Raw genomic sequence first — 21,389 nt, forward strand, 5'->3', positions numbered from 1 at the left:
GCTTAAGAGTCCGATCGATACGACTCTTCCGTCCGACGTATCCCGCGCCAATGCCCGAGCCGCCCGAATTCCCGATGGTGCGCTTCAGCTCAAAACAGAATGTCTAGGAGACTTGCGCCCATGGCGTCGCCAATCATCGATTTCCTGCTGACCCGAAACTCCGCACCGATCCCTGATCTGAAGGAGCCGGCGCCGAGCGATGCGGAGATCGCGACGATGATCACTGCTGCCTCGCGGGTGCCCGACCATGGCCGGTTGGAGCCCTGGCGCTTCATCCTCTACCGTGGTGAAGCCCGCGTCGAGATCGGCAGACAACTGGCGACCCTTGCGGAGCAGCGGGAAGGACCCTTGCCGGAAGGCCGCCGCAACCAGGAACTGGCGCGATTCTCGCGCGCGCCGCTGGTGATCGGCGTCGTGTCGATTCCCAGGGAGAATCCAAAAATCCCGCAATGGGAAATGTTCCTGTCAGGCGGCCTGGCGGCAATGAACCTGATGATATCAGCCAATGCGCTGGGCTATGGCACCAACATGATCAGCAACTGGTATTCGGATGTGCCGGAGGGCAGGGCGTTGCTGGGGCTGGCACCGCAGGAGCGGGTCATCGGCTTCATCCATATCGGCTCCTATGCTGGCCCGGCGCCGGAGCGGCCCCGGCCCGATCCGGCAAAGCTCTATGGCGACTATTCGGGGCCGTGGGTGGGCTGAATGTTCTACGAACCTTCAAAGGGCCACGGCCTGCCCCACGACCCTTCGAAGGCGATCGTGGCGCCGCGTCCGATCGGCTGGATTTCGACGCTGAACAGGGCTGGTGAGATCAACCTCGCGCCATATTCCTTCTTTAATGCCTTCTCGACGCGACCCTTCATCGTCTGGTTTTCCTCCGAAGGCGAGAAAGACAGCGCCTCCTTCGCGCAGGAAACCGGCGAGTTCGTTGCCAATCTCGTCAGTCGCGACCTCGCGGAGAAGATGAACCGCACATCGGTCAATGCACCGCGCGGCGTCAATGAGTTCGTCTATGCCGACCTCGCCATGGCGCCGTCGCGCCTGGTCGCGCCGCCGCGCGTGGCGGCAGCGCCTGCAGCGCTCGAATGCCGGGTGACGGAAGTCTTTCGGCCAAAGGCACTGGACGGATCGCCGACAAGTGCCGTCGTCGTCGCCGGTGAAGTGGTCGGCGTATACATCGACGACGCCTTCCTGACAGACGGTCTGTTCGACATCACCAGGGCCGGCAATGTCGCCCGACTCGGCTATATGGACTATGCCAGCGTCAACGAGGTGTTTTCGATGCGACGGCCACGCTGGGACAAGGACTAAGCCGAGACTCCTGCCGCCTTTGCCCGCGCCAGAAGCCGCTCGGCCAGCCGCAAATGCGGGCGGTCGTACATCTTGCCGTCGATGCCGACGACGCCGGGATTTCCCACTGCCGCGAACGCGGCGACGATTGCCGCCGATTGTCTCACCGCCTCGAGCGACGGCGTGAAGGCGGCGTTGATGACCGGCACCTGATCGGGGTGGATAGCCATCTTGCCGGTGAAGCCATCGCGCTCGGCTTCACTGCATTCAGCTTGGAAGGCCGCCATGTCGCGAAAATTCGTAAAGACGGTGTCGATAGCCGCGACCTCCGCCGCACCAGCGGCGAGTATGGTCATCGTGCGAGCGTGACGGAACACGTCCGTGTAGCGGCCGCGCTCGTCGCGGGCCGTGCGTGCGCCGATCGCAGCCGACAGATCCTCGGCGCCCCAGGTGAGACCGGCAAGCCGCGCGCTCGTCCCGGCATAGGTCGCCGCCGCCAGCACGCCTGCCGGCGTTTCGGTGATGATCGGCAGGATCTTGATCGCGCCGTCGGCCAGGCCGTTTTCAGCCTCGCGCACCCTGAGCTTTACCGACAAATGCTGCACATCCTGGCCGCTGTTCGACTTGGGCAGCATTATGCCGTCGGGCTTGGCTGAAACGAGCGCCGCCAGATCGTCATCCGTCAGGCCGGTTGAGAGATCGTTGACCCTGACATAGATCGCTGAGCCGGTTTGCGCCCTGCGCTCGGCGATAAAGCGCGCCGCCACCTCGCGTGCCAGCGCCTTGTTCTGCGGCGCCACGGAATCTTCAAGGTCGACGATGACCACGTCGGCACCGGCACCAAAACCCTTATCCAGTTTCCTCTCGGAATCGCCGGGGACGAACAGCAGCGAACGCATGCGTCAGTTCGCCTTCTTCAGCATCATCGCTTGCCTGGCGCATTTGGCGACGAGATCGCCATGCTGGTTGTAGGCGCGATGCTCGAATTCGACGATGCCGCGGTCGGGTTTCGACTTCGACTCCCGCACCGAGATGACTGTCGTCTCGACCCGGATGGTGTCGCCATGGAAGACCGGATGCGGAAACACGGTTTCCTTCATGCCGAGATTGGCGACCGTTGTGCCAACGGTGATGTCATTGACCGAAATGCCGATCATCAGCCCGAGCGTGAAAAGCGAGTTGACCAGCGGCTTGCCCCATTCGCTCTTGGCGGCAAAATCGAAGTCGATGTGCAGCGGCTGCGGGTTCAGCGTCATCACCGAAAACAGCATGTTGTCGCTTTCGGTAACGGTCTTGCGCAGCGTGTGCTGGAAGACATGGCCGACGACGAACTCTTCGAGATAAAGCCCGGCCATTTTCGGTCCCTCTATTGTTTGATGGTTGATAGGCGCTGCATTCAGGGCTCGCAAGCCAGTTAATGAACATGGTGAACCGTTCGTAAACTATTTCTGCCTACGGTCCTGACCGGGGCCAGAAACATTCTGGCAAGGGGCGTAAGCAGACGGGCATGGTTGTTGTTTCGCATTTCCTGAAATGGATCTACACCGCCAGGGTGTCGGAGCGCGCCGCCGCGGCCAGCGCGTTGGCCCGAGCCTATGTCAATTCCGACCTGCCATTCGAGGACCGCTGCGCCGCCGAGGCGGCGCTGACGCTGTTGCTCGACGATGCCTCGTCGAAGGTGCGCCTGGCGATGGCCGAGGCGCTGTCGATGAGCCACCACGCGCCATTGCAGATCATCAGCGTGCTTGCCTCCGACCAACCGGAAGTGGCCGGCGTGGTGCTGGCGCGCTCGCCGCTGCTTACCGACGCCGATCTGATCAACCGCGTGGCCTCAAGTCCGAAGGCGACGCAAAAATTGATCGCCGACCGGCCGCTCGTCTCGATGGCGCTGTCGGCGGCCATCGCCGAGATCGGCGAGGCGGAGGCCTGCGCCGTGCTGCTCGCCAACAGCGGCGCCGACATCGCTTCGCTCAGTTTCCGCCGCATGGCCGAACGGCACGGGCATCTGCCCTTGGTGCGCGAGGCGCTGATATCGGATGCCCGCCTGCCTGCCGACTGCCGGCACATGCTGCTCGTCAAACTCGGCGAGATGCTGAAAACGTCGCCACTGGTGATGGCATTGATGGGCGCGGCGCGAGCCGATCGCGTCATGCGCGACGCCTGCGTCAAGGCCTCGGTGACGCTGATCGAGGGTACGCGCCAGGAAGAACATGCGGCGCTGATCGAGCATCTCAGGCTGCGCGGCGATCTCACCGCGAGCTTTCTCATCCGCACCATCGCGCATGGCAAGGTCGATTTCTTCGGCTCGGCGATGGTCGCGCTCAGCCAGCAGTCCGAACAAAGGGTGAGGGCGCTGCTGGCCGGCGGGCACGATGTCGCCTTGCAGGCGTTGTTTCGCAGCGCGGGCCTCGCCGCGGCGACGCACGCCATCATCCTGCGCGCGCTGAAGATCTGGCGCGAAGTCGCCAACGGCAAGCGCGTCGCCGGTGTGCAGGAGGTCAGCTGGCTGATGCTCAAGGAAGTGGGCGGGCAATCCGCCGAGGGTGATCTTGCCGCGCTGGTCAAGTCGATCCATCTCGATGCGCTGCGCGAGAACGCGCGGGGCCACGCGCTGGCGATCGCGGCGGCCTAGCCTTTATCCCTCGCGAAGAAATCCGGAAAATCCTCCATCGCGGCGGCGATGATGCGCAGCGATGCCGCGATCTGCAGCATCTCGCCAGTGCCGTTTCGTTGGGCGATGCTCACCGAATATTGGCGCGCGACGGCGACGGTCGAGGTCTGCTGATCACCGGGGGCGCGGAAGAGCAGTTCGCGCGCCAGCCCTCTTAGAAAGTTGGCAATCGAAAGCGCGGTCTCGGATGGGATGGCATGGCCCTGGCTTGCTCTACGCAGCCGCAGGATCTCCAGGCCAACGGTGACGGCCGCAACGCCGCCGCCCAGAACCGCGTCGCCCTTCCTGCCGGCGTTCTGCACCAGCGGCATCAACTGGTTGATGCGATCATAGGCGAGGCTCTCGAAGGCCGAACGCCTCGGCACGCGTTCATGCAGGCATAGCCGCGCCAGATCCTCGCGCATGGCGCGCACGATGCGGTTGGCCGCGAGCCATGGATCGGCGGGCAGCACGACGATGAAGACGCCGATCGCCAGCAGGATACCGACCAGGATCGAAGCCGAACCGGCAAAGAACGGGCCGGGATCGTAGGTCATCGCCTGATGCGGACTAAGGAAGGCGAGGAAGTTGATGGCGAAAGCCGTCGCCACGCCGACATAGCGCGGATTGGCCATGGCGAGCGCCGTCGGCACCAGGATGGGCACGACAAACAGCATGAACCAGCCGAAGCCGGGCAAGGCGGGCAGCGCGATCTGGCCGACGAGAAAGGCAAAGGGCAAAGCGAACAGCGTTCCTCTGAAGAAGCCCCAGGCCACCTGCACCGGGTCGGGGCGAGCGGCAAACAGGCTCGATACGACGGCAACGAGAATGACCGTGCCGGCCGCTTCCGACCATTTCGTCGTTAGCCAGAAGGCCGCGACCAGCAGCGTGGCAAGGGCAGCGCGCACGGCGTTGCGCGATGCGCCGGGGTAATCGCGATGCACCACCAGTGCAGGCTGCCTGCTGCCCTGGAGCGGGCGCGTGGCAGGCGCGCGCAAGGCGTCGAGGCCGCGCAGCACCTGCTTGAGCGCCTCGGCGAAATCGGCGGCGATGGTAAGGCGGGTGATGGTGCCGACCCTGTCGTCGCCCTGGTCAGTCGAGGCATCGGGCATTTGCCGAGCGTTTCCGGCAATCGCATCGAGCCGAGCCACCCACGGCGCCGTATCGTCCAATGCGCCGGGCTTTGTTGCCAGCTCGCTGACCAGCGACTGTAATTCCGAGCGTACCGGAATAAGCGCCGCATTCTTCGGGGCGGCGTGCGAATGCAGCGCGCGTGCCGCCGAGAGCGCCGAGAGCAGCTGTCCTATGGTGCGCCGGACCGGGTGGGCGCGGGGCGCGAAGCTCGGCGCCTCGAGTCTGGCATAGGCGCGCATCTCGCCAAGCGTCTGTGTGTCGGCGACCAGTTTTCGGTGCAAGCCGGAGAGCGTTGCGGGATCGCCGCCAGAGAACGCTCCGCCGGCGTATGTCGCGAGATCGAGGATGCATCGTTTCAGGCGCGACACGATGGCGTCGCTGGCCAGTTTCGGCAGGATCAGCCGGCTGGTCAGGCCGGCGCAGACAATCCCGAGCACGATCTCGGCACAGCGCGCGACGGCGAGGTCGACGACGAGGTGCGGCTGTCCGAAGGCGGGCAGGCCGATGATCATCGCGGTGTAGCCGGCAAGTGCGGCACCATAGGCTTCGGGATTGCGCAGCAGCGACGAGACGAAGGTGCAAATGCCGATCCAGACGGCCAGCACCGTCACCAGCACCCAGGGGCCGGTGCCGAACACCGTGGTGATGCCGATCGCCGCAACGCCGCCGACCAGCGTGCCGAGCAACCGGTAGAAGCCCTTCGCCAGCACCATGCCGGCAACCGGCTGGGCGACGATGAACACCGTCATCATGGCCCATTGCGGGTGGTCGAGCTTCAGCACGTAGGCGACCAGAAGCGCGATCAGGCCGGCCGAAACGGTGCGCAGGGAGAAAATCCAGTCCGAACGCGTCGGTTGCCTCAACCCGGCCAGACTGGTGTCGAAATAGGCTTTCAGCCGCGCCCAGATCACATGCTGGTCTCCGTATCAGAAGCGCAGGCTAGAGCAATTCCCGGAAAAGTGTGAAACGGTTTTCCTGCCGGAAAACAAAGAGCTAAACCGCTGGCGGCTAGATATCCAGCACTTCCGTCTCGGCGAATTCGGCTCGTTCCTGGATGAAGCGGAAGCGAGCCTCCGGCTTGGTGCCCATCAGCGCGTCGACCGCGTCCTTGGTAGCGGCCTCGGCGTCAATCACATCGATCCTGAGCAAGGTGCGCTTCCTCGGATCCATGGTGGTTTCCTTGAGCTGGGCGGCCATCATCTCGCCCAGACCCTTGAAGCGGCCGAGTTCGACCTTGCCGCGCCCGGTGAACTCGGTGCGCAAAAGCTCGTCCTTGTGCGCGTCGTCACGGGCGTAGGCGACCTTGCCGCCCTGCCTGATAGAGTAAAGCGGTGGCACCGCGAGGTAGAGATGGCCGCCACGAACCAGCGCCGGCATCTCCTGGTAGAAGAAGGTGATCAGCAGCGAAGCGATGTGGGCGCCGTCGACGTCGGCGTCGGTCATGATGATGACGCGGTCGTAGCGCAAATCTTCGTCGCGGTATTTCGATCGCGTGCCGCAGCCGAGCGCCTGGATCAGGTCGGATATCTGCTGGTTGCCGGCAAGCTTGTCGTTGCCGGCGCTGGCGACGTTGAGGATTTTTCCGCGCAGCGGCAGGACGGCCTGGCTGGCGCGGTCGCGCGCCTGCTTGGCCGAGCCGCCGGCCGAGTCACCTTCAACGATGAACAGTTCGGCGCCGGCCGCGGCATTCTGCGTGCAGTCGGCGAGCTTGCCCGGAAGGCGCAATTTGCGCACCGCGCTCTTGCGCGACACTTCCTTTTCCTGCCGCCGGCGCACCCGTTCGTCGGCGCGTGCGATCACCCATTCGAGCAGCTTCGAGGCTTCCTGCGGATTATCGGCCAGCCAATGGTCGAACGGATCACGGATCGCGGTCTCGACGATACGGATCGCCTCGATCGTCGCCAGCCTGTCCTTGGTCTGGCCGACGAATTCCGGCTCGCGGATGAACACCGACAGCATGCCTGCCGCCGAGATCATGACGTCTTCCGAGGTGACGATCGAGGCGCGCTTGTTGCCGACGAGATCGGCATAGGCGCGCAGGCCCCGCGTCAGCACGTTGCGGAAGCCGGCCTCGTGGGTGCCGCCTTCGCCGGTCGGGATGGTGTTGCAGTAGGAATTGATGAAGCCGTCGCCGCCGAACCAGGTCACCGCCCACTCAAGCGAGCCATGGCCACCTTGCTTGTCGCTTTTGCCGGCAAACATCTCGCGGGTGACCTGGAAGTCGTCGCCGAGCGATGCCTTGAGATAATCCTTCAGGCCGCCGGGAAAATGGAATTCAGCCTTGGCCGGCGTCTGATCCTTTTCCTTGATCAGTGACGGATCGCAGGTCCAGCGGATCTCGACTCCGCCGAACAGATAGGCTTTCGAGCGCGTCATGCGGTAGAGTCGCGCCGGTTCGAACGCCGCGCCCTTGCCGAAAATCTGCTCGTCGGGGTGGAAGCGGATTTTCGTTCCGCGCCGGTTGTGGACCTCGCCCAATTGTTCCAGGCCGGTCACGGGAACGCCGCGCGAAAAGCGCTGGCGATAGAGCTGGCGGCCTCGTGCGACCTCGACCTCGAGATGATCCGACAGTGCGTTGACCACGGACACGCCGACGCCATGCAGGCCGCCCGATGTCTCGTAGACCTTGGAGTCGAACTTGCCGCCCGAATGCAGCGTCGTCATGATCACTTCGAGTGCAGGCTTCTTGAATTTCGGATGCGGATCGACCGGGATGCCGCGGCCATTGTCGGTGACGGCGAGATAGCCGTCGGCCGAGAGTTCGACATCGATGAAGGTGGCATGCCCGGCCACCGCTTCGTCCATCGAATTGTCGATGACCTCGGCGAACAGATGGTGCATCGCCTTGTCGTCGGTGCCGCCGATATACATGCCTGGCCGGCGGCGCACCGGCTCCAGCCCTTCCAGCACCTCGATGTCGGCAGCGCTATAGCCTTCGCTGCCATCCTTTGTCGCGACAGGACGCTTGGTGGCCTGAACCAGCGGATCCGCCGGGCGCGCCGGCGTGCGAACCGGCTGAGGCTGCTTGTCCATATTGCCGAAGAGATCGTTGTTGTCGTCCATGTCTGCCATAGATGCTGCGAATCACCTCACGATACTGCCACGCTTTTCAGCGCCAAGCGACCGAGGTTCCTGTTCCGTTCGGGGATATGATCCCTCTTAACTCAAAACCATTCGATAACCAAGACGGCGGAAATAGGTCGGATACCGCCGCGCAAGATTCCTGATTCTTTAACAATGCCGCCTAGCGTGAGCCCAACAAAACAAGAAACTGCGGGCATCAGGGGTTTCGGCGTGAGGGGCAAGGCCATATCGATGATCGGCATCGCCGCCGTTTTTGGCGCGATCTCGATCTTTGCCGCGGATTTCTGGGTCAAAAGCCAGGCCAAGGCCGATTCCGAAGAGAAGACGGCGTCGATCCCGGCACCTGTTGTGCCCAGGGTAGAGTTCAAGACCATCGTGGTGGCGAATGCGCCGCTGCGTTACGGCATGGAACTCGACCGGGCGCAGCTTAGCGAAATTCCGTGGTCGGAAGGGTCCGTGCCGAAGGGCGCCTTCGCCACCATCAATGCGTTGCTCGCCGACGGCAGCCGCGTGGTGCTGTCGCCGATCGAAGTCAACGAACCGGTGCTGCTGACCAAGCTGTCCGGGCCAAATGGCCGCGCGACGCTTTCCAACATGATGACGCCCGGAATGCGGGCGGTGACCATCCGCACCGACGAAATCGCCGGGGTCGGCGGCTTCGTCACGCCGGGCGACCGGGTTGATGTCGTGCTGACACGCGATGCCGGCGAAATCCAGGAGGTGGCCAAGAACGCACAGGGCGCTGCCGGTTCCACCATCACCTCCGAGATCGTTGTCGCCGATGCCAAGGTGCTGAGCGTCGGGCAGGGTGCCGACGAGCGTCAGACGACGCCGCAGATTTCCAATTCCGTGACTATCGAGGTGACGACCGACGGCGCGCAGAAAGTGGCACTTGCCCGCACCGTCGGCACCTTGTCCTTGTCGCTTCGGTCCTCCAGCGAAGGCGGAGACGACAAGAACGGCGTCACCACCATCTCTTCCTTCGGTGGATCGGTCGCCTCGAATGTGCAGGCCGCGGCCGGCTCATTGTTCGATGCCGCCACCAAGGAGCCGGAGAAACCGAAGTTCAAGACGGTCATCGTGACGCGCGGCACAAAGGCCGAGGAATACCAGGTTCCTTCGCGGGACCAGAAATAGAAGCCAGTGGGGACTGGGTGAGGGACGGGACAATGTTCGGGCTGATCACATATCGGGTCATGGGACGGTTGCGCGTTTTGCGCACCGTGGCCGTCGCGACTTCGCTGGCTGCCGCCGCGATGCTGGCCTTCGGCACCTCAGCCAGGGCCGACAACGACATCGTCTATGTATCGTCGACCAAGAATGCGTCGATCAAGGTTGCCAAGGGCAAGCCGAAGACGATCATGACGAGTGCTGCCTTCTACCAGATCGTCATCGGCGATCCGGAGATCGCCAACGTCAATCCGCTGACCGATAAGTCCTTCTACGTGCTCGGCAACAATCTCGGCACCACCGGTATTGCACTGTTCGATGAGAAGAAGCAGCTTGTCGGCACCGTCGACATCGAGGTGACGCTCGACACCGACCAACTGGCCAGCACCATTCGCGCCAGCGTACCGGATGCCAGGATCAAGGTTGGCTCGGCCAATGGCCGTGTCGTGCTGTCTGGCGAGGCGGATGACGCCGTCGCCGCTGAAAAGGCAAACAAGATCGCGACGCGCTTTTCCGGCAACGAGGAAGTGATCAACTCGGTCAACATCTCGTCGTCGCAGCAGGTTCAGCTCAATGTTCGCTTCGTCGAGATCAACCGGCAGGCGGGCCAGGACCTGGGCGCCAAGTACGCCGCCAATTTCGCCTACGGCATCGGCGGACGCGATGTGACGATCGATCCGGGTACGGTGCCGACCGCCGGCACCGGCGAGATCATCGGCCGGCTTTTGTCGAACGGCGTCTCGATCGATATCGCCATCAAAGCGCTGGAGGAGCGTGGTCTCGCCCGCCGGTTGGCCGAGCCGAACCTGATCGCCCGATCCGGCCAGACGGCGAGCTTCCTCGCTGGCGGAGAATTCCCGATCCCGGTCTCCGAGGACAACGGCAAGATCTCGGTCAGTTACAAGAAATACGGCGTCAGCCTGGATTTCACGCCGACCGTCCTGAAGGACGGGCTGGTCAGCCTGGACATCGCGCCGGAAGTCTCCTCGATCGACGCTTCGGCTTCCTACAATATCGGCACCATCTCGGTTCCCGGCTTCATTGTGCGCCGTGCCAGGACGTCGGTCGACCTGAAGAACGGCCAGAGCTTCATGATCGCCGGATTGCTGCAGTCGCAAAACGACATCACCACGTCGCGCATTCCCGGTCTCGGCAAGATGCCGGTGCTTGGGGCGCTGTTCTCCTCGAAGTCCTATCAGCGGCGCGAGACCGACCTGGTCATTATCGTCACCCCCTATCTGGTCAAGCCGGTCGATCCGTCGAAGAAGCTCGTCGAGCCGATCGACGGCACGCAGCCGGCCAGCAATGCCGACTATTTTCTCAACAACACCGAGGAAGTGAAGACGTCCGACACCAACCGCGCGTTGGCAATGGCCGACGGCAGCATCGCGCAGCCGGCTGCCGTCACCACGGTCGGGCATTTCCTCGACCTGCCGAAGGACTGAAGTCATGCGCCTGGTTTTGAGATCGAGCATCGCCTTGCTGCTGGCGGGTTTTGCCGCCGGCTGCACCAGCGACGACTATGTGCGCAGCGAAGGGCTGACGACCGGCGCGGGCGAGGCGCAGGCCGCCAACACCGTCATGCAGATGGTCGATCCCTGGAAATACGGGGTCCAGAACACCAGACTTCTGGTGCCGGCCCAGCGAGGCAGCGCGGCGGCCGTCACACCCGATCAGGCAGCCGATGCGAAGGCGTCGCAGTCCACCACGAGCAACTGATTCAACGGGCAACTGGTCCAACGGGCGACCTGACAGGCTGACAGAATGGCAAACGGCATCAAGACCAGGAAGATCTTGCTCGTATCGACCGACAGGACCTTTGTGCAGGACACGCGAACCGCATTCGCCGCCTCCGAGATCATCCAGCTCTCGACAGTGGAGAAGAATGTCACCGAGCTGCGCGGCGAGATCCAGGAGGCCGACTTCGGCGCCATCATCGTCGACATGGATGCTGCAAGACTGGAGGAGGTCGAGTCGCTGCAGCGCATCATGCGCCGGCTCGAGGACAAGGTGCCGGTCGTCGTCGTCACGCAGGAGTTCAACGCGGCCGCGGTGCGCATTCTGGTGCAGCTCAAGGTCGCGGATTTCCTGGTCAAGCCGATCACCACCGCCGATCTCGTGCGCTCCGTGGTGCGGGCGCTGCAGGGACCCGGGCGCGAGGAAAATACCGAGTCGCAGATCTACACCTTCATGCCGGCCGCGGGCGGCGTCGGCACCACGACGCTGGCGTTGCAAACCGCATTCCAGCTGCATCATTCGGTAACGCGCGGTGCCTCGACCTGCGTCGTCGACCTCAATTTCCAGCAGGGCGCCTGCGCCGAATATCTCGACCTCGAACCGCGCTTCGACATCACCGAGATCGAGAACCAGCCCGAACGCCTCGACCGCCAACTGCTCGATGTGATGCTGTCTAAGCACGCGAGCGGGCTCTGTGTGCTGGCGGCACCGACGCATCCGTCGGAAATGCGCTCGTTCAAGACCGATGTCGTGGTGCGCATGCTGGACCTCGTTTCGGCCTATTTCGACAATGTCGTCATCGACATGCCACGCACCTGGTTTCCGTGGACGGAGACCGTGCTGCTCGGTTCCAACAAGCTCTACATCGTCGCCGAAATGACGGTGCCGTGCCTGCGCCATACACAGCGGCTGATCCAGGCGGTCTACGAGACCGCCGGCAAGGAAGTGAAGCCGAACGTCATCGTCAATCGCTTCGAACAGAAGATGTTCGACAACGGCATCAAGCAAGCGGACGTCCAGGAAATCCTCGGCGAGCATTTCGTCGGTGGTATCGCCAACAACTACCGGCTGGTGCGCGAGGCGGTCGATCGCGGCGTGCCGTTGCACGAGATCGATCCGAACGCCAATGTCATCAACGATCTGAAGAAGATCATCCTGCCGGAGGAGGCGGTCCCAACCCGGGCGAAATCGCGCTCGTTGTTTGGCATGGGCCGTGGATTGCTGAAGAGGAAAGCCGGATGACCAGCCGTTTCTCCACCCTGCAGAACCGCGATGCGCGCCCGCAGCGCACTGCCGAGCCAATGCCGGTCGCCCATCATGCCGTCGTCATTCCGACGAACCGAAAGGCGTTGCCGGTCAAGCCTGAAGCCGCACCGGCAAAGAATGCCAACAAGGTGCTCGATGCGCGCGTGCGCATCCACCGGCTGCTGCTCGAGGAGATCAATCTAGTCGCGCTGGAGCGTCTGCCCAAGGATGAGATGCGCCGGCAAGTGCATGATTTCGTGTCGGAAAAGACCAAGCAGGAGCGGATGGCGATCAACACCGTCGAGCTTGATGCGCTGGTCGACGACATCGTCGACGAGATGGTCGGTCTCGGTCCGCTCGAGCCGCTGCTGAAGGACCCCGACATCAACGACATCCTGATCAACGGCCACCTGAACTGCTTTGTCGAAAAGAAGGGCAAGCTGCAGCCGGTCCACATTCCGTTCAAGGACGAGGCGCATCTCTTGCGCATCGTCAACAAGATCGTTGCCGCGGTCGGCCGTCGTGTCGACGAATCGCAGCCGATGGTCGATGCACGCATGCTGGACGGCTCGCGTTTCAACGCAGCCATCCGTCCGGTTGCGGTTGACGGTCCGCTGGTGTCGATCCGCAAATTCTCCAAGAACAAGCTCGGCCTGCATAAACTGGTCGAATTCGGCGCCATCACCCAGAACATGGCCGAAGTGCTGGCGGCGGCCGTGCATGCCCGCAAGACGACGATCATTTCGGGCGGCACCGGTACCGGCAAGACGACCATGCTCAATGCGCTGTCGGCCTTCATTCCGGAAGATGAACGGCTGATCACCATCGAGGACGCGGCCGAGCTGCAATTGCAGCAGCCGCATGTCGCGCGCATGGAAACGCGTCCGGCCAACATCGAAGGCCATGGCGAGCTGAAGCAACGCGACCTCGTCAAGAACGCGCTGCGCATGCGTCCCGACCGCGTCATCCTCGGCGAGTGCCGCGGCGAGGAAGCCTTCGACATGCTGCAGGCGATGAACACCGGTCACGAAGGGTCGATGGCGACCATCCATGCCAACACGCCGCGCGACGCCATCTCGCGGCTTGAGCAGATGCTTGGCATGACCGGCATGCCGATGACGGTGCAGTCCATCCGCAGCCAGATCGCCAGCGCGCTCGACCTGATCGTCCAGCTGACGCGCCTGTCCGACGGCAAGCGCAAGGTGACCAGCGTCGCCGAGGTGACCGGCATGGAAGGCGATGTCATCCAGATGCAGGAGATCTTCCGCTTCGTGCGTACCGGCATGGAGGCCGACGGCAAGATCCTCGGCTACTACGAGGCAACCGGCATCCGGCCGCGGTTCCTCGAGGATCTGCGCGCCATGGGTATCGAGTTTCCCGGACGATATTTCGAACCCGGCCGGCCGCAGGAGTAGCCAACGTGTTCGACGGACTCAGCGCGATCTATGTCGTCTATGCCGCGGCAGCACTGACCGGCATACTGATCGCCGAGGCCTGCTATCTGCTTTATGCCGGCCGCAGCGACAAGCGCACCGCCATCAACCGGCGCATGAAGCTGCAGGAAAACAAGATCAGCCAGGAGCAGGTGCTCGTCCAGCTGCGCAAGGAGCGGGGCCTTGATGCGGGTACGCCGCTGTTTTCGCCGGACCGGTTTCGCGCTCTGCGAACCCAGTCGGGCATGATCATGCCGCTGTCGAAGTTCCTGATGATCACCAGCGGCGTGGCATTCGCCGCTGGTCTGGTCGCCATCTGGTATGGCTTGCCGCCGCTGATGGGGCTTGTGCTGTTTGTGGTGCTTGTGCCGATTCTGCCGGTGATGACGCTGCGTTTCAAGCGCAACCGCCGGCTGAAGCGGTTCGGCATGCAGCTGCCGGAGGCACTGGAACTGATCACGCGTGGCCTGAAGGCCGGCCATCCAGTGCCGGTGGCGATCGCCATGGTCGCGCGCGAGATGCCCGACCCGATCGGCACCGAGTTCGGCGTCATCGCCGATGAAGTGACCTACGGATCGGATCTGGTTTCGGCGTTGAACTCGCTGTTCGAACGGGTCGGCCATGAGGACCTGCCGCTCTTCATCACCGCCGTTTCGATCCAGAGCAGCTCGGGCGGCAACCTGCGCGAGATCCTTGATGGCCTGGCGCTGACGATCCGCGAGCGCGGCAAGCTGCGCCGCAAGGTGCGCGCCATTTCGACCGAAGGCCGCATGTCGGCCTACATCCTGACGGCGATACCGGCGCTGCTGTTTGCCGCCATCATGGCGCTGATGCCGGGCTTCTACCGTGATGTCTGGGGCGAGCCGAAGACCTGGTACCTGATTGGCGGCTCGATCACCTGGCTGATGCTGGGCAATCTGATGATGTTCAAGATGTCGAATTTCCGGTTCTGACATGCAGGGCTTGATCGAATTCCTCGCCTCGCTTACGCCGACCTCGTTGATGCCGGTGGCCATCCTGCTGCTGGCCATGGGCGCAGTCGCGGTTGCCTGGCCGATGGTGACGGCGAAGGGCGACCGCAACGAGGTCATGCGTCGGCTCAAGGTCGGCGACGGTCCCGCGGCGGCAAAACCAGAGCCGGTGCAGAAGAAGAACGCCGGTATCGTGCGCGAGAAGGCGGTGAAGCGGGCGCAGGAATTCTACGCCAAGAGCGATCCGGAAAATGTCGCCAGGCTGCGCATGAAGCTCATCCAGGCGGGCTACATGGAGCCCCGCGCCGTCGGCATGTTTTTCCTTGTCCGGTTCACAGCCATGATCGGCACGGCAATCGGTGTCTTTGTACTCAACCAGTGGATGGCCAGCCCGGACGCGACGATGGCCAGCCGCTGGACGTTCGTCATCCTGTCGGGAGCAGCGGGCTACTTTCTGCCTGGTCTGGTGCTGACCCAGAAGGTGCGGGAAAAGAGGCGCGAATACCGCAACGGCTTTCCCGATTTCATGGATCTGATGATCGTCTGCTCGGACGCCGGCATGAGCATGGAGGCCGGCATCGAGCGCGTCTCGAAGGAGCTCGCCAAGACTTATCCGGCGCTCAGCCAGAACTTGCAGCTTGTGTCGCTCGAGTTGAGGGCAGGGCGCAGCCTCGACGACGCGCTGAAGGCGCTCGCCGACCGCCTCAGCCTGGACGAAGTGCGTTCCTTCGCCACGCTGCTGCAACAGTCCAAGGAACTCGGCACCAGCCTGTCGGGGGCGCTGCGCGTCTTTTCCGACGAAATGCGCCACAAACGCATGTCGCTGGCCGAGGAAAAGGCGCACGCCCTGCCGGCCAAGATGTCGGTGCCGGTAACGGTCTGCATCCTGCCGGTGGTGCTGATGATTGCGATCATCCCGATTATCGTCAAAATGACGGCTGCGCATTAGCAAGCGCCCCACGAAAGTCCTGGCGAGGGGCTGACAACCCATTGTCCTGCCCGAACTCGGCCCTGCGACGTGAGAAGCCCATGCGAATGCTGTTGCGTACTCTGTTCCTCGGCCTAGCCGCCGCCGGCCTGTCGCCCGCCTGGGCCGCGGCCGACGATTGCGGCGATGCTGCCGCCTTGGTGCAGCAGGCCTATCCCAAGGCTCGAAAGAGCGCTGACGGCGCCTCGTTCACGCTTGAACCCCATATCAGCATCGCCCTGGCGGATGCCGATACGCCATTTGTCCTGGTCTGTAAGATCTGGCCCGCCCATGACGATCTGCTGTTGGTCGCGGTGCCGCTGACCGACAGCGCCCAATCCAGTGACGACGGGCATGTCGGCGATATCGAGCTTCTGGTCGTCGACAAGAACAGCCTGCAGGTGCGCCAGCGCCTGCTCGAGCCAGGGCTGATCACCGATGATGCCATAGCCATCCGCAAGATCGAACTCGATACCGGCCGCTACCGGCTGGCGCCCAAGGTCTCCGCCTTCGGCCTGCGCGTCGAAATCGCAAACCATTCGCAGGCCAACCCCTTCAGCGAAACCGACCTGCGGCTCTATGCCCTCGACGGCGATGCCTTGCGGTTGGTGCTCGACGGCCTCGTCGTGGCCGGCAATGGCGGCGAAGGCGATGCCAATTGTGCGGGATCCTTTCATTCGAGCCAGGTCAGCCTAGCAATGAGCCCGGTGAGCCATCACGGCTATCACGACATCTCAGTGGCCGAGCGGACGGATACCGATAACCCGTCTCCCGACAAGGATGGTGAGTGCCAGTCTCGTCCCGGCAAGCCGGTGAACCGGACCTACCGGCTGCGCTATGATGGCAACCTCTATCCGGTTCCCGAGGCACTCAAAGTCATGGGGCCGTGAAAAGGCCGCTCGCGTCCCTGGTGCAGGGGTTCTCTCGGGAATAAGTCTTCATCTCGCGCCTGGTGGTTAATGGCTGGTGTGCCCGAAACGAAATTTTAGTGGCGTTTCGGCACCGAAGTTTAATCGCCGCTCATGTAATGTGTTTCCTGAAGAACGACCCGGCAAATCGGGCGATGAGGCAGGGGCATGCGTCACAGTAATTTCACTGCAATGGCCGCGATAGCGGCCGTCTTGATGATGTCTGGTTGTACGACAAGCGGGGTCGACACCACCAAGACCACCGCCATCCAACCGGCGGCAAAAGACGTCGATACCTCCGATCTGGCGCAAGGCAAGGCGCAGTTTCGCGATGCCAATTACGGCCTTGCCGAAAAGCACTTTCGCAAGGCCGTCGAGTTGAAGGCCGACAATGCGGAGGCCTGGATGGGGCTCGCTGCTTCCTACGACGAGCTCGGCCGCTTCGACTTCGCCGATCGTGCCTACAGCCAGCTTTTGAAAGTCGCCGGCCGCAAGCCGCAGATCGTCAACAACATGGGCTATTCGCAACTGCTGCGCGGCAATCGCAAGAAGGCCAAGGCGCTGTTGCTCGAAGCGAAGGCCGGCATGGCCGATCCCACCGTCGTCAACGCCAACCTCGCTCTCTTGAACAAGGGTTGATCCGGTCGTCGCGTTCTAGGTCCGGTTTCGGGACATAAGGCATCGACGCTTTGTAAACCCTATCGGCAGGTTGCGTCGAAAGATCGGCTCCAAAACCATGTCTGAGGGCTGCCGCTGACCTAGAATGCGGCGTAACCGCCGACGCTCGAGAGGCCCTTGCCCGATATGCTGGACTTCAGTTCGCTCCTGCTCGCAGCCGCGCTGTCGGGCATCTGCCTCAGCGTCACCATGTTTGCGATCTGGTTCACCGCGCCCAAGGCAGGCTTCGTGCTGACGGTGGCGTGCGGCATTCTGGTGCTCGTCGCGCATGTGATCCTGTTCTGGCGATACACCAAGGATCCTGACCCGCTGCTTTGCCAGATCGTGCTTGCGCTGCTCAGCCTGGGATTTCTGATCCTCTGCGTGTCGGCCATGCAATATCTGGGCGTGCCCGGCTACAGACGCGCCATTGCACCTGCGCTTGCCGCCATGGCCATCTGTGCCACTGTCACCTTCCTGGGGCTTGACGGCGTCGGCTTCATCGTCACCTACACCACTGTGACGGCGCTGCTGTCGGCGATAGGCATCATGTTCTGGATCAACGGCAGTCACGATCGCCGCATCCTGCTGGTGGTTTCATTTCTGAGCGGCACCTGCGCGGTGTCGTTTGCGCTCTGCGGCGTGGTTCTGCTGACCAAGGGGCAATGGACGCTGGCGGCCGCGCCCGACAACTGGGCCGAACGACTGAATTCCGCCGTGGCGGTGGCCTGCATGACCGGGCTCGGCGCATTGACGCTCTCCCTCCATCATCTGCAGGCGCAGATCGAGTTGAAGGCAGAGACCATGACCGATCCGCTGACGGGGCTGATGAACCGTCGAGGGCTGATGTCACTCTACGGCGAGCGGAGTTTCGGCCCGTTCATGGCGATCGTCATGTTCGACCTCGACCATTTCAAGCGCACCAACGACGTCTACGGTCACCCGGTCGGGGATCAGGTTCTCTGCCGCTTCGCCGCCGTCATCAAGAGATATGCCAGGACCGGTGTCGACGCTTTTCGCCTGGGCGGCGAGGAGTTCGCAATCGTCATGTCGCGGATGACGGAAGAGCGGGCCTATGATCTCGCCAGCAAGATCGGCGTTGCCTTCGGCACCGAAATCGTTCCCACCCAACTCGGCAAGTTGCGCAGCACAGTCAGCGGCGGCATCGGTTTTGGCGAGGCAGTCGGCAGCAGCCTCGACGGGGTGCTCGCCGAGGCAGACGCGGCACTCTACGCGGCCAAGCGTGCCGGGCGAAATTGCGTCATCAGCCGCAAGAGGATGGCCAAGGCCGAGCCGATCAAGCCGGCCTTGCGCTCTGCCTAATTATTCCGCCGCACCCAGATAGTCCGACAGGGGCGGGCACGAGCAGACCAGGTTGCGGTCGCCGGCGACATTGTCGATTCGTGACACCGGCGGCCAGTATTTGGCTGCCGCGTCGGCGTCGCCGGCGGGATAGGCCGCCTCCAGGCGCGAGTAGGGATGGGTCCACTGGGCGGCCAGTGCCTCGGCGGCCGTGTGCGGCGCGTTGACCAGCGGATTATCGGCCAAAGGCCATTCGCCCCTGGCGACTTTCGACGCTTCGCCTGCGATGGCGATCATCGCCTCGCAGAAGCGGTCCAGTTCCCGCTTGGGCTCGGATTCGGTCGGCTCCACCATCAGCGTGCCGGAGACCGGGAAGGACATGGTCGGCGCGTGAAAACCATAGTCGATCAGGCGCTTGGCGACATCGTCGACACTGATGCCTGCGCTGTCCTTGAGCACGCGGGTGTCGAGGATGCATTCATGCGCGACGCGTCCCTGCCTGCCCTTGTAGAGCACCGGGAAATGCGCACCGAGCCGCGTCGCGATGTAGTTGGCGGACAGGATCGCCGTTTCAGTCGCTTGCTTGAGGCCCGACGCGCCCATCATGCGGATGTACATCCAGGTGATCGGCAGGATCGAAGCGCTGCCGAAGGCGGCGGCGGACACCGCATGGCGCGAACCTTCGGTGACATGGCCGGGCAAGTAGGGCTTCAGATGCGCCTTGACGCCGATCGGACCGACGCCGGGACCGCCGCCGCCATGCGGGATGCAGAAGGTCTTGTGCAGGTTCATGTGGCAGACATCGGCGCCGATGTCGCCCGGACGGGCAAGCCCGACCAGCGCGTTGAGGTTGGCACCGTCGAAATAGACCTGGCCGCCATGTTCATGGATGAGCGCGCAGAGATCGCGCGCGCCTTCCTCGAACACGCCATGCGTCGAGGGATAGGTGAACATCAGCGCCGCGAGGTTTTGCGCATGCTCAGTCGCCTTGGCCTTCATGTCGTCCATGTCGATGTTGCCGTCTTCGGTGCAGCGCACGACGACGACGCTCATGCCGGCCATCGCCGCGCTTGCCGGATTGGTGCCATGCGCCGAGGAAGGGATCAGGCAGACGGTGCGGTGGTTGTCACCGCGTGAGCGGTGATAGCCGCGAATGGCGAGCAGTCCGGCATATTCACCCTGGCTGCCGGCATTGGGCTGCAAGGTGACCGCGTCGAAGCCGGTGATCTCCGACAGCCAGCCTTCCAGCTCGCCGATCATGGCGCGGTAGCCGGCCGAGTGCGCAGCCGGGGCGAAAGGATGCAGGTTGGCGATGCTTGGCCAGCTCACCGGCATCATCTCGGCGGCGGCGTTGAGCTTCATGGTGCAGGATCCGAGCGGGATCATGGCGCGATCGAGTGCCAGGTCCTTGTCGGCCAGCCGGCGCAGGAAGCGCATCATCTCGGTTTCCGACTTGTTTTCGTGGAAAACAGGCTGTGTCAGGAACTCCTTGCCGCGCGGCTTGCCGGGCATCGTGCTGGCGGCTGAGGAACCAGCCTTGGCGCCGAACAGGGCCGCGATCGCATCGAGATCGGCATCGGTCGAGGTCTCATCGAAGCTGATGCCGACATGGTCGGCATCGATGATGCGCAGCAGCCGGCCGGTCTTTTCGGCCGCGGCGGCGATCTGCGCCGCCTTGCCCTTGGTCTCCACGGTCACCGTGTCGAAACGGCTGGCGCCGATCACCGACGCACCTGCCGCTTCAAGGCCGCTTGCCAGCCGGTTGGCCAGTGCATGGATGCGCCCGGCAATCGCCTGCAGCCCAGCGGGGCCGTGCCAGATGGCATAGGCGGTCGCCATGTTGGCGAGCAGCGCCTGCGCCGTGCAGATGTTGGAGGTCGCCTTGTCGCGGCGGATATGCTGCTCGCGTGTCTGCAAGGCAAGCCGGTAGCCGGGCCGGCCCTTGCTGTCAGTGGATTGGCCGACCAGGCGGCCGGGCATCAACCGCGTCAACTTGTCGGAGACGGCGCAATAGGCCGCGTGCGGGCCGCCAAAGCCCATCGGCACGCCGAAGCGCTGCATCGGGCCGACCGCAATGTCGGCGCCAAGCTTGGCCGGCGCATCGGCCAGCGTCAGTCCGAGCGGGTCGGCGATGAAGACGACGATGGCGCCGGTCGCGCGCGCCTTGTCGATCGCCGCCTTGTGGTCGCCATAGACGCCAAACGTATCCGGCCAGGAGACGAGCAGGGCGGCGGTGTTGTCGTCGATCGTCTCACCATCGATCTCGATGCCGAGCGGCTCGGCGCGCGTGCGCACCACGTCCAGTGTCTGCGGATGCGGCGTGCCGGCAAGCGCGATCTTGGTGCGCTTGTCGCGGTGATGGCGCAGCGCAATGCCGACCGCTTCGGCGACGGCGGTTGCTTCGTCAAGCAGCGAGGCCGACGCCACCGGCAGGCCGGTCAGTTCGGTGACCAGCGTCTGGAAGTTGAACAGCATTTCGAGCCGGCCCTGGCTGATCTCGGCCTGATAGGGCGTGTAGGCCGTGTACCAGGCCGGGTTCTCGAACAGGTTGCGCTGGATCACCGGCGGCACATGGACGCCATGATAGCCGGCGCCGATGAAGCTCTTCAGCACTGTATTCCCGGCCATCGTCGCTGAAAGCTCGGCCAGCGCTTCCGCCTCGCTCGCCGGTGCTGGCAAGGCAAGCGGCCGATCGAGCCGGATCGACTTCGGCACGGACTGGCTGATCAGCGTCTCGATCGAGGGTACGCCGATGGCGGCCAGCATCGCTCTGGTGTCATTGAGGCCGGGACCGATATGGCGGGCCGAGAAAGGGTAGGGTGCTGCGGTCATGTCTTT

At 63.5% G+C, this 21,389-nt stretch carries 18 protein-coding genes; 13 read left to right on the forward strand and 5 right to left on the reverse strand.

Annotated elements, in window-relative coordinates:
• The first annotated feature begins 120 nt into the window (after positions 1 to 120).
• Together ASD12_RS03825 and ASD12_RS03830 are read left to right on the forward strand one after the other, a co-directional pair.
• On the forward strand, positions 121 to 705 hold the full coding sequence (locus ASD12_RS03825; RefSeq protein ID WP_056582082.1) for a nitroreductase: 585 nt from the start codon (positions 121 to 123) through the stop codon (positions 703 to 705).
• The gene (locus tag ASD12_RS03830) at positions 706 to 1,314 is read left to right on the forward strand and encodes a flavin reductase family protein (protein WP_056582085.1); all 609 of its coding nucleotides are present in this window, start codon (positions 706 to 708) and stop codon (positions 1,312 to 1,314) included.
• On the opposite strand, the gene ASD12_RS03835 is transcribed toward ASD12_RS03830, so the two are convergent.
• Both ASD12_RS03835 and ASD12_RS03840 read right to left on the reverse strand, forming a co-directional pair.
• Positions 1,311 to 2,192: a CoA ester lyase gene (locus ASD12_RS03835; protein ID WP_056582087.1), complete on the reverse strand. Its 882-nt coding sequence runs from the start codon at positions 2,190 to 2,192 to the stop codon at positions 1,311 to 1,313. The genes ASD12_RS03830 and ASD12_RS03835 overlap by 4 nt on opposite strands.
• Before the next feature lie 3 nt (positions 2,193 to 2,195).
• Positions 2,196 to 2,648, reverse strand: a complete 453-nt coding sequence (locus ASD12_RS03840) for a MaoC family dehydratase (protein WP_056582088.1) — start codon at positions 2,646 to 2,648, stop codon at positions 2,196 to 2,198.
• 152 nt (positions 2,649 to 2,800) lie between these two features.
• Between ASD12_RS03840 and ASD12_RS03845 the strand changes: the two genes are divergently transcribed.
• On the forward strand, positions 2,801 to 3,925 hold the full coding sequence (locus ASD12_RS03845) for a DUF2336 domain-containing protein (RefSeq protein ID WP_056582090.1): 1,125 nt from the start codon (positions 2,801 to 2,803) through the stop codon (positions 3,923 to 3,925).
• On the opposite strand, the gene ASD12_RS03850 is transcribed toward ASD12_RS03845, so the two are convergent.
• Positions 3,922 to 5,988, reverse strand: coding sequence for an FUSC family protein (locus ASD12_RS03850; RefSeq protein ID WP_056582092.1), 2,067 nt, complete (start codon positions 5,986 to 5,988; stop codon positions 3,922 to 3,924). The genes ASD12_RS03845 and ASD12_RS03850 overlap by 4 nt on opposite strands.
• Before the next feature lie 97 nt (positions 5,989 to 6,085).
• Positions 6,086 to 8,140 (reverse strand): DNA topoisomerase IV subunit B, encoded by a 2,055-nt coding sequence (gene parE / locus ASD12_RS03855; protein ID WP_056582389.1) that lies wholly within the window; start codon positions 8,138 to 8,140, stop codon positions 6,086 to 6,088.
• A 231-nt stretch (positions 8,141 to 8,371) separates the two neighbouring features.
• Between parE and cpaB the strand changes: the two genes are divergently transcribed.
• From cpaB to ASD12_RS03905, 10 genes are all read left to right on the forward strand, one after another.
• Positions 8,372 to 9,298 carry a Flp pilus assembly protein CpaB gene (gene cpaB / locus ASD12_RS03860; protein ID WP_244482729.1) on the forward strand — a complete coding sequence of 309 codons (927 nt, stop codon included), beginning with the start codon at positions 8,372 to 8,374 and terminating at the stop codon, positions 9,296 to 9,298.
• A gap of 32 nt (positions 9,299 to 9,330) precedes the next feature.
• Positions 9,331 to 10,776: a type II and III secretion system protein family protein gene (locus ASD12_RS03865; RefSeq protein ID WP_056582096.1), complete on the forward strand. Its 1,446-nt coding sequence runs from the start codon at positions 9,331 to 9,333 to the stop codon at positions 10,774 to 10,776.
• A 4-nt stretch (positions 10,777 to 10,780) separates the two neighbouring features.
• Positions 10,781 to 11,050, forward strand: a complete 270-nt coding sequence (locus ASD12_RS03870) for a hypothetical protein (protein ID WP_056582098.1) — start codon at positions 10,781 to 10,783, stop codon at positions 11,048 to 11,050.
• A gap of 45 nt (positions 11,051 to 11,095) precedes the next feature.
• On the forward strand, positions 11,096 to 12,310 hold the full coding sequence (locus ASD12_RS03875; protein ID WP_056582099.1) for a response regulator: 1,215 nt from the start codon (positions 11,096 to 11,098) through the stop codon (positions 12,308 to 12,310).
• A complete protein-coding gene (locus tag ASD12_RS03880) occupies positions 12,307 to 13,728 on the forward strand; it encodes a CpaF family protein (protein ID WP_056582101.1) in 1,422 nt (473 codons plus the stop codon). Before ASD12_RS03875 ends, ASD12_RS03880 begins: the two co-directional genes overlap by 4 nt.
• Positions 13,729 to 13,733: 5 nt before the next feature.
• Positions 13,734 to 14,699, forward strand: coding sequence for a type II secretion system F family protein (locus ASD12_RS03885; protein ID WP_056582102.1), 966 nt, complete (start codon positions 13,734 to 13,736; stop codon positions 14,697 to 14,699).
• A gap of 1 nt (position 14,700) precedes the next feature.
• A complete protein-coding gene (locus ASD12_RS03890; protein WP_056582104.1) occupies positions 14,701 to 15,666 on the forward strand; it encodes a type II secretion system F family protein in 966 nt (321 codons plus the stop codon).
• An 86-nt stretch (positions 15,667 to 15,752) separates the two neighbouring features.
• The gene (locus tag ASD12_RS03895) at positions 15,753 to 16,574 is read left to right on the forward strand and encodes a hypothetical protein (RefSeq protein ID WP_082525243.1); all 822 of its coding nucleotides are present in this window, start codon (positions 15,753 to 15,755) and stop codon (positions 16,572 to 16,574) included.
• 186 nt (positions 16,575 to 16,760) lie between these two features.
• A complete protein-coding gene (locus tag ASD12_RS03900; protein WP_056582108.1) occupies positions 16,761 to 17,231 on the forward strand; it encodes a hypothetical protein in 471 nt (156 codons plus the stop codon).
• Positions 17,232 to 17,396: 165 nt separating this feature from the next.
• Positions 17,397 to 18,572 (forward strand): GGDEF domain-containing protein, encoded by a 1,176-nt coding sequence (locus ASD12_RS03905; protein ID WP_056582109.1) that lies wholly within the window; start codon positions 17,397 to 17,399, stop codon positions 18,570 to 18,572.
• Here ASD12_RS03905 and gcvP read toward each other — a convergent pair whose 3' ends face one another.
• The gene (gene gcvP, locus ASD12_RS03910) at positions 18,573 to 21,383 is read right to left on the reverse strand and encodes an aminomethyl-transferring glycine dehydrogenase (protein ID WP_056582111.1); all 2,811 of its coding nucleotides are present in this window, start codon (positions 21,381 to 21,383) and stop codon (positions 18,573 to 18,575) included.
• Between the last annotated feature and the right edge of the window lie 6 nt (positions 21,384 to 21,389).

The organism is Mesorhizobium sp. Root102 (assembly GCF_001425625.1).
Classification (GTDB): Bacteria; Pseudomonadota; Alphaproteobacteria; order Rhizobiales; family Rhizobiaceae; genus Mesorhizobium.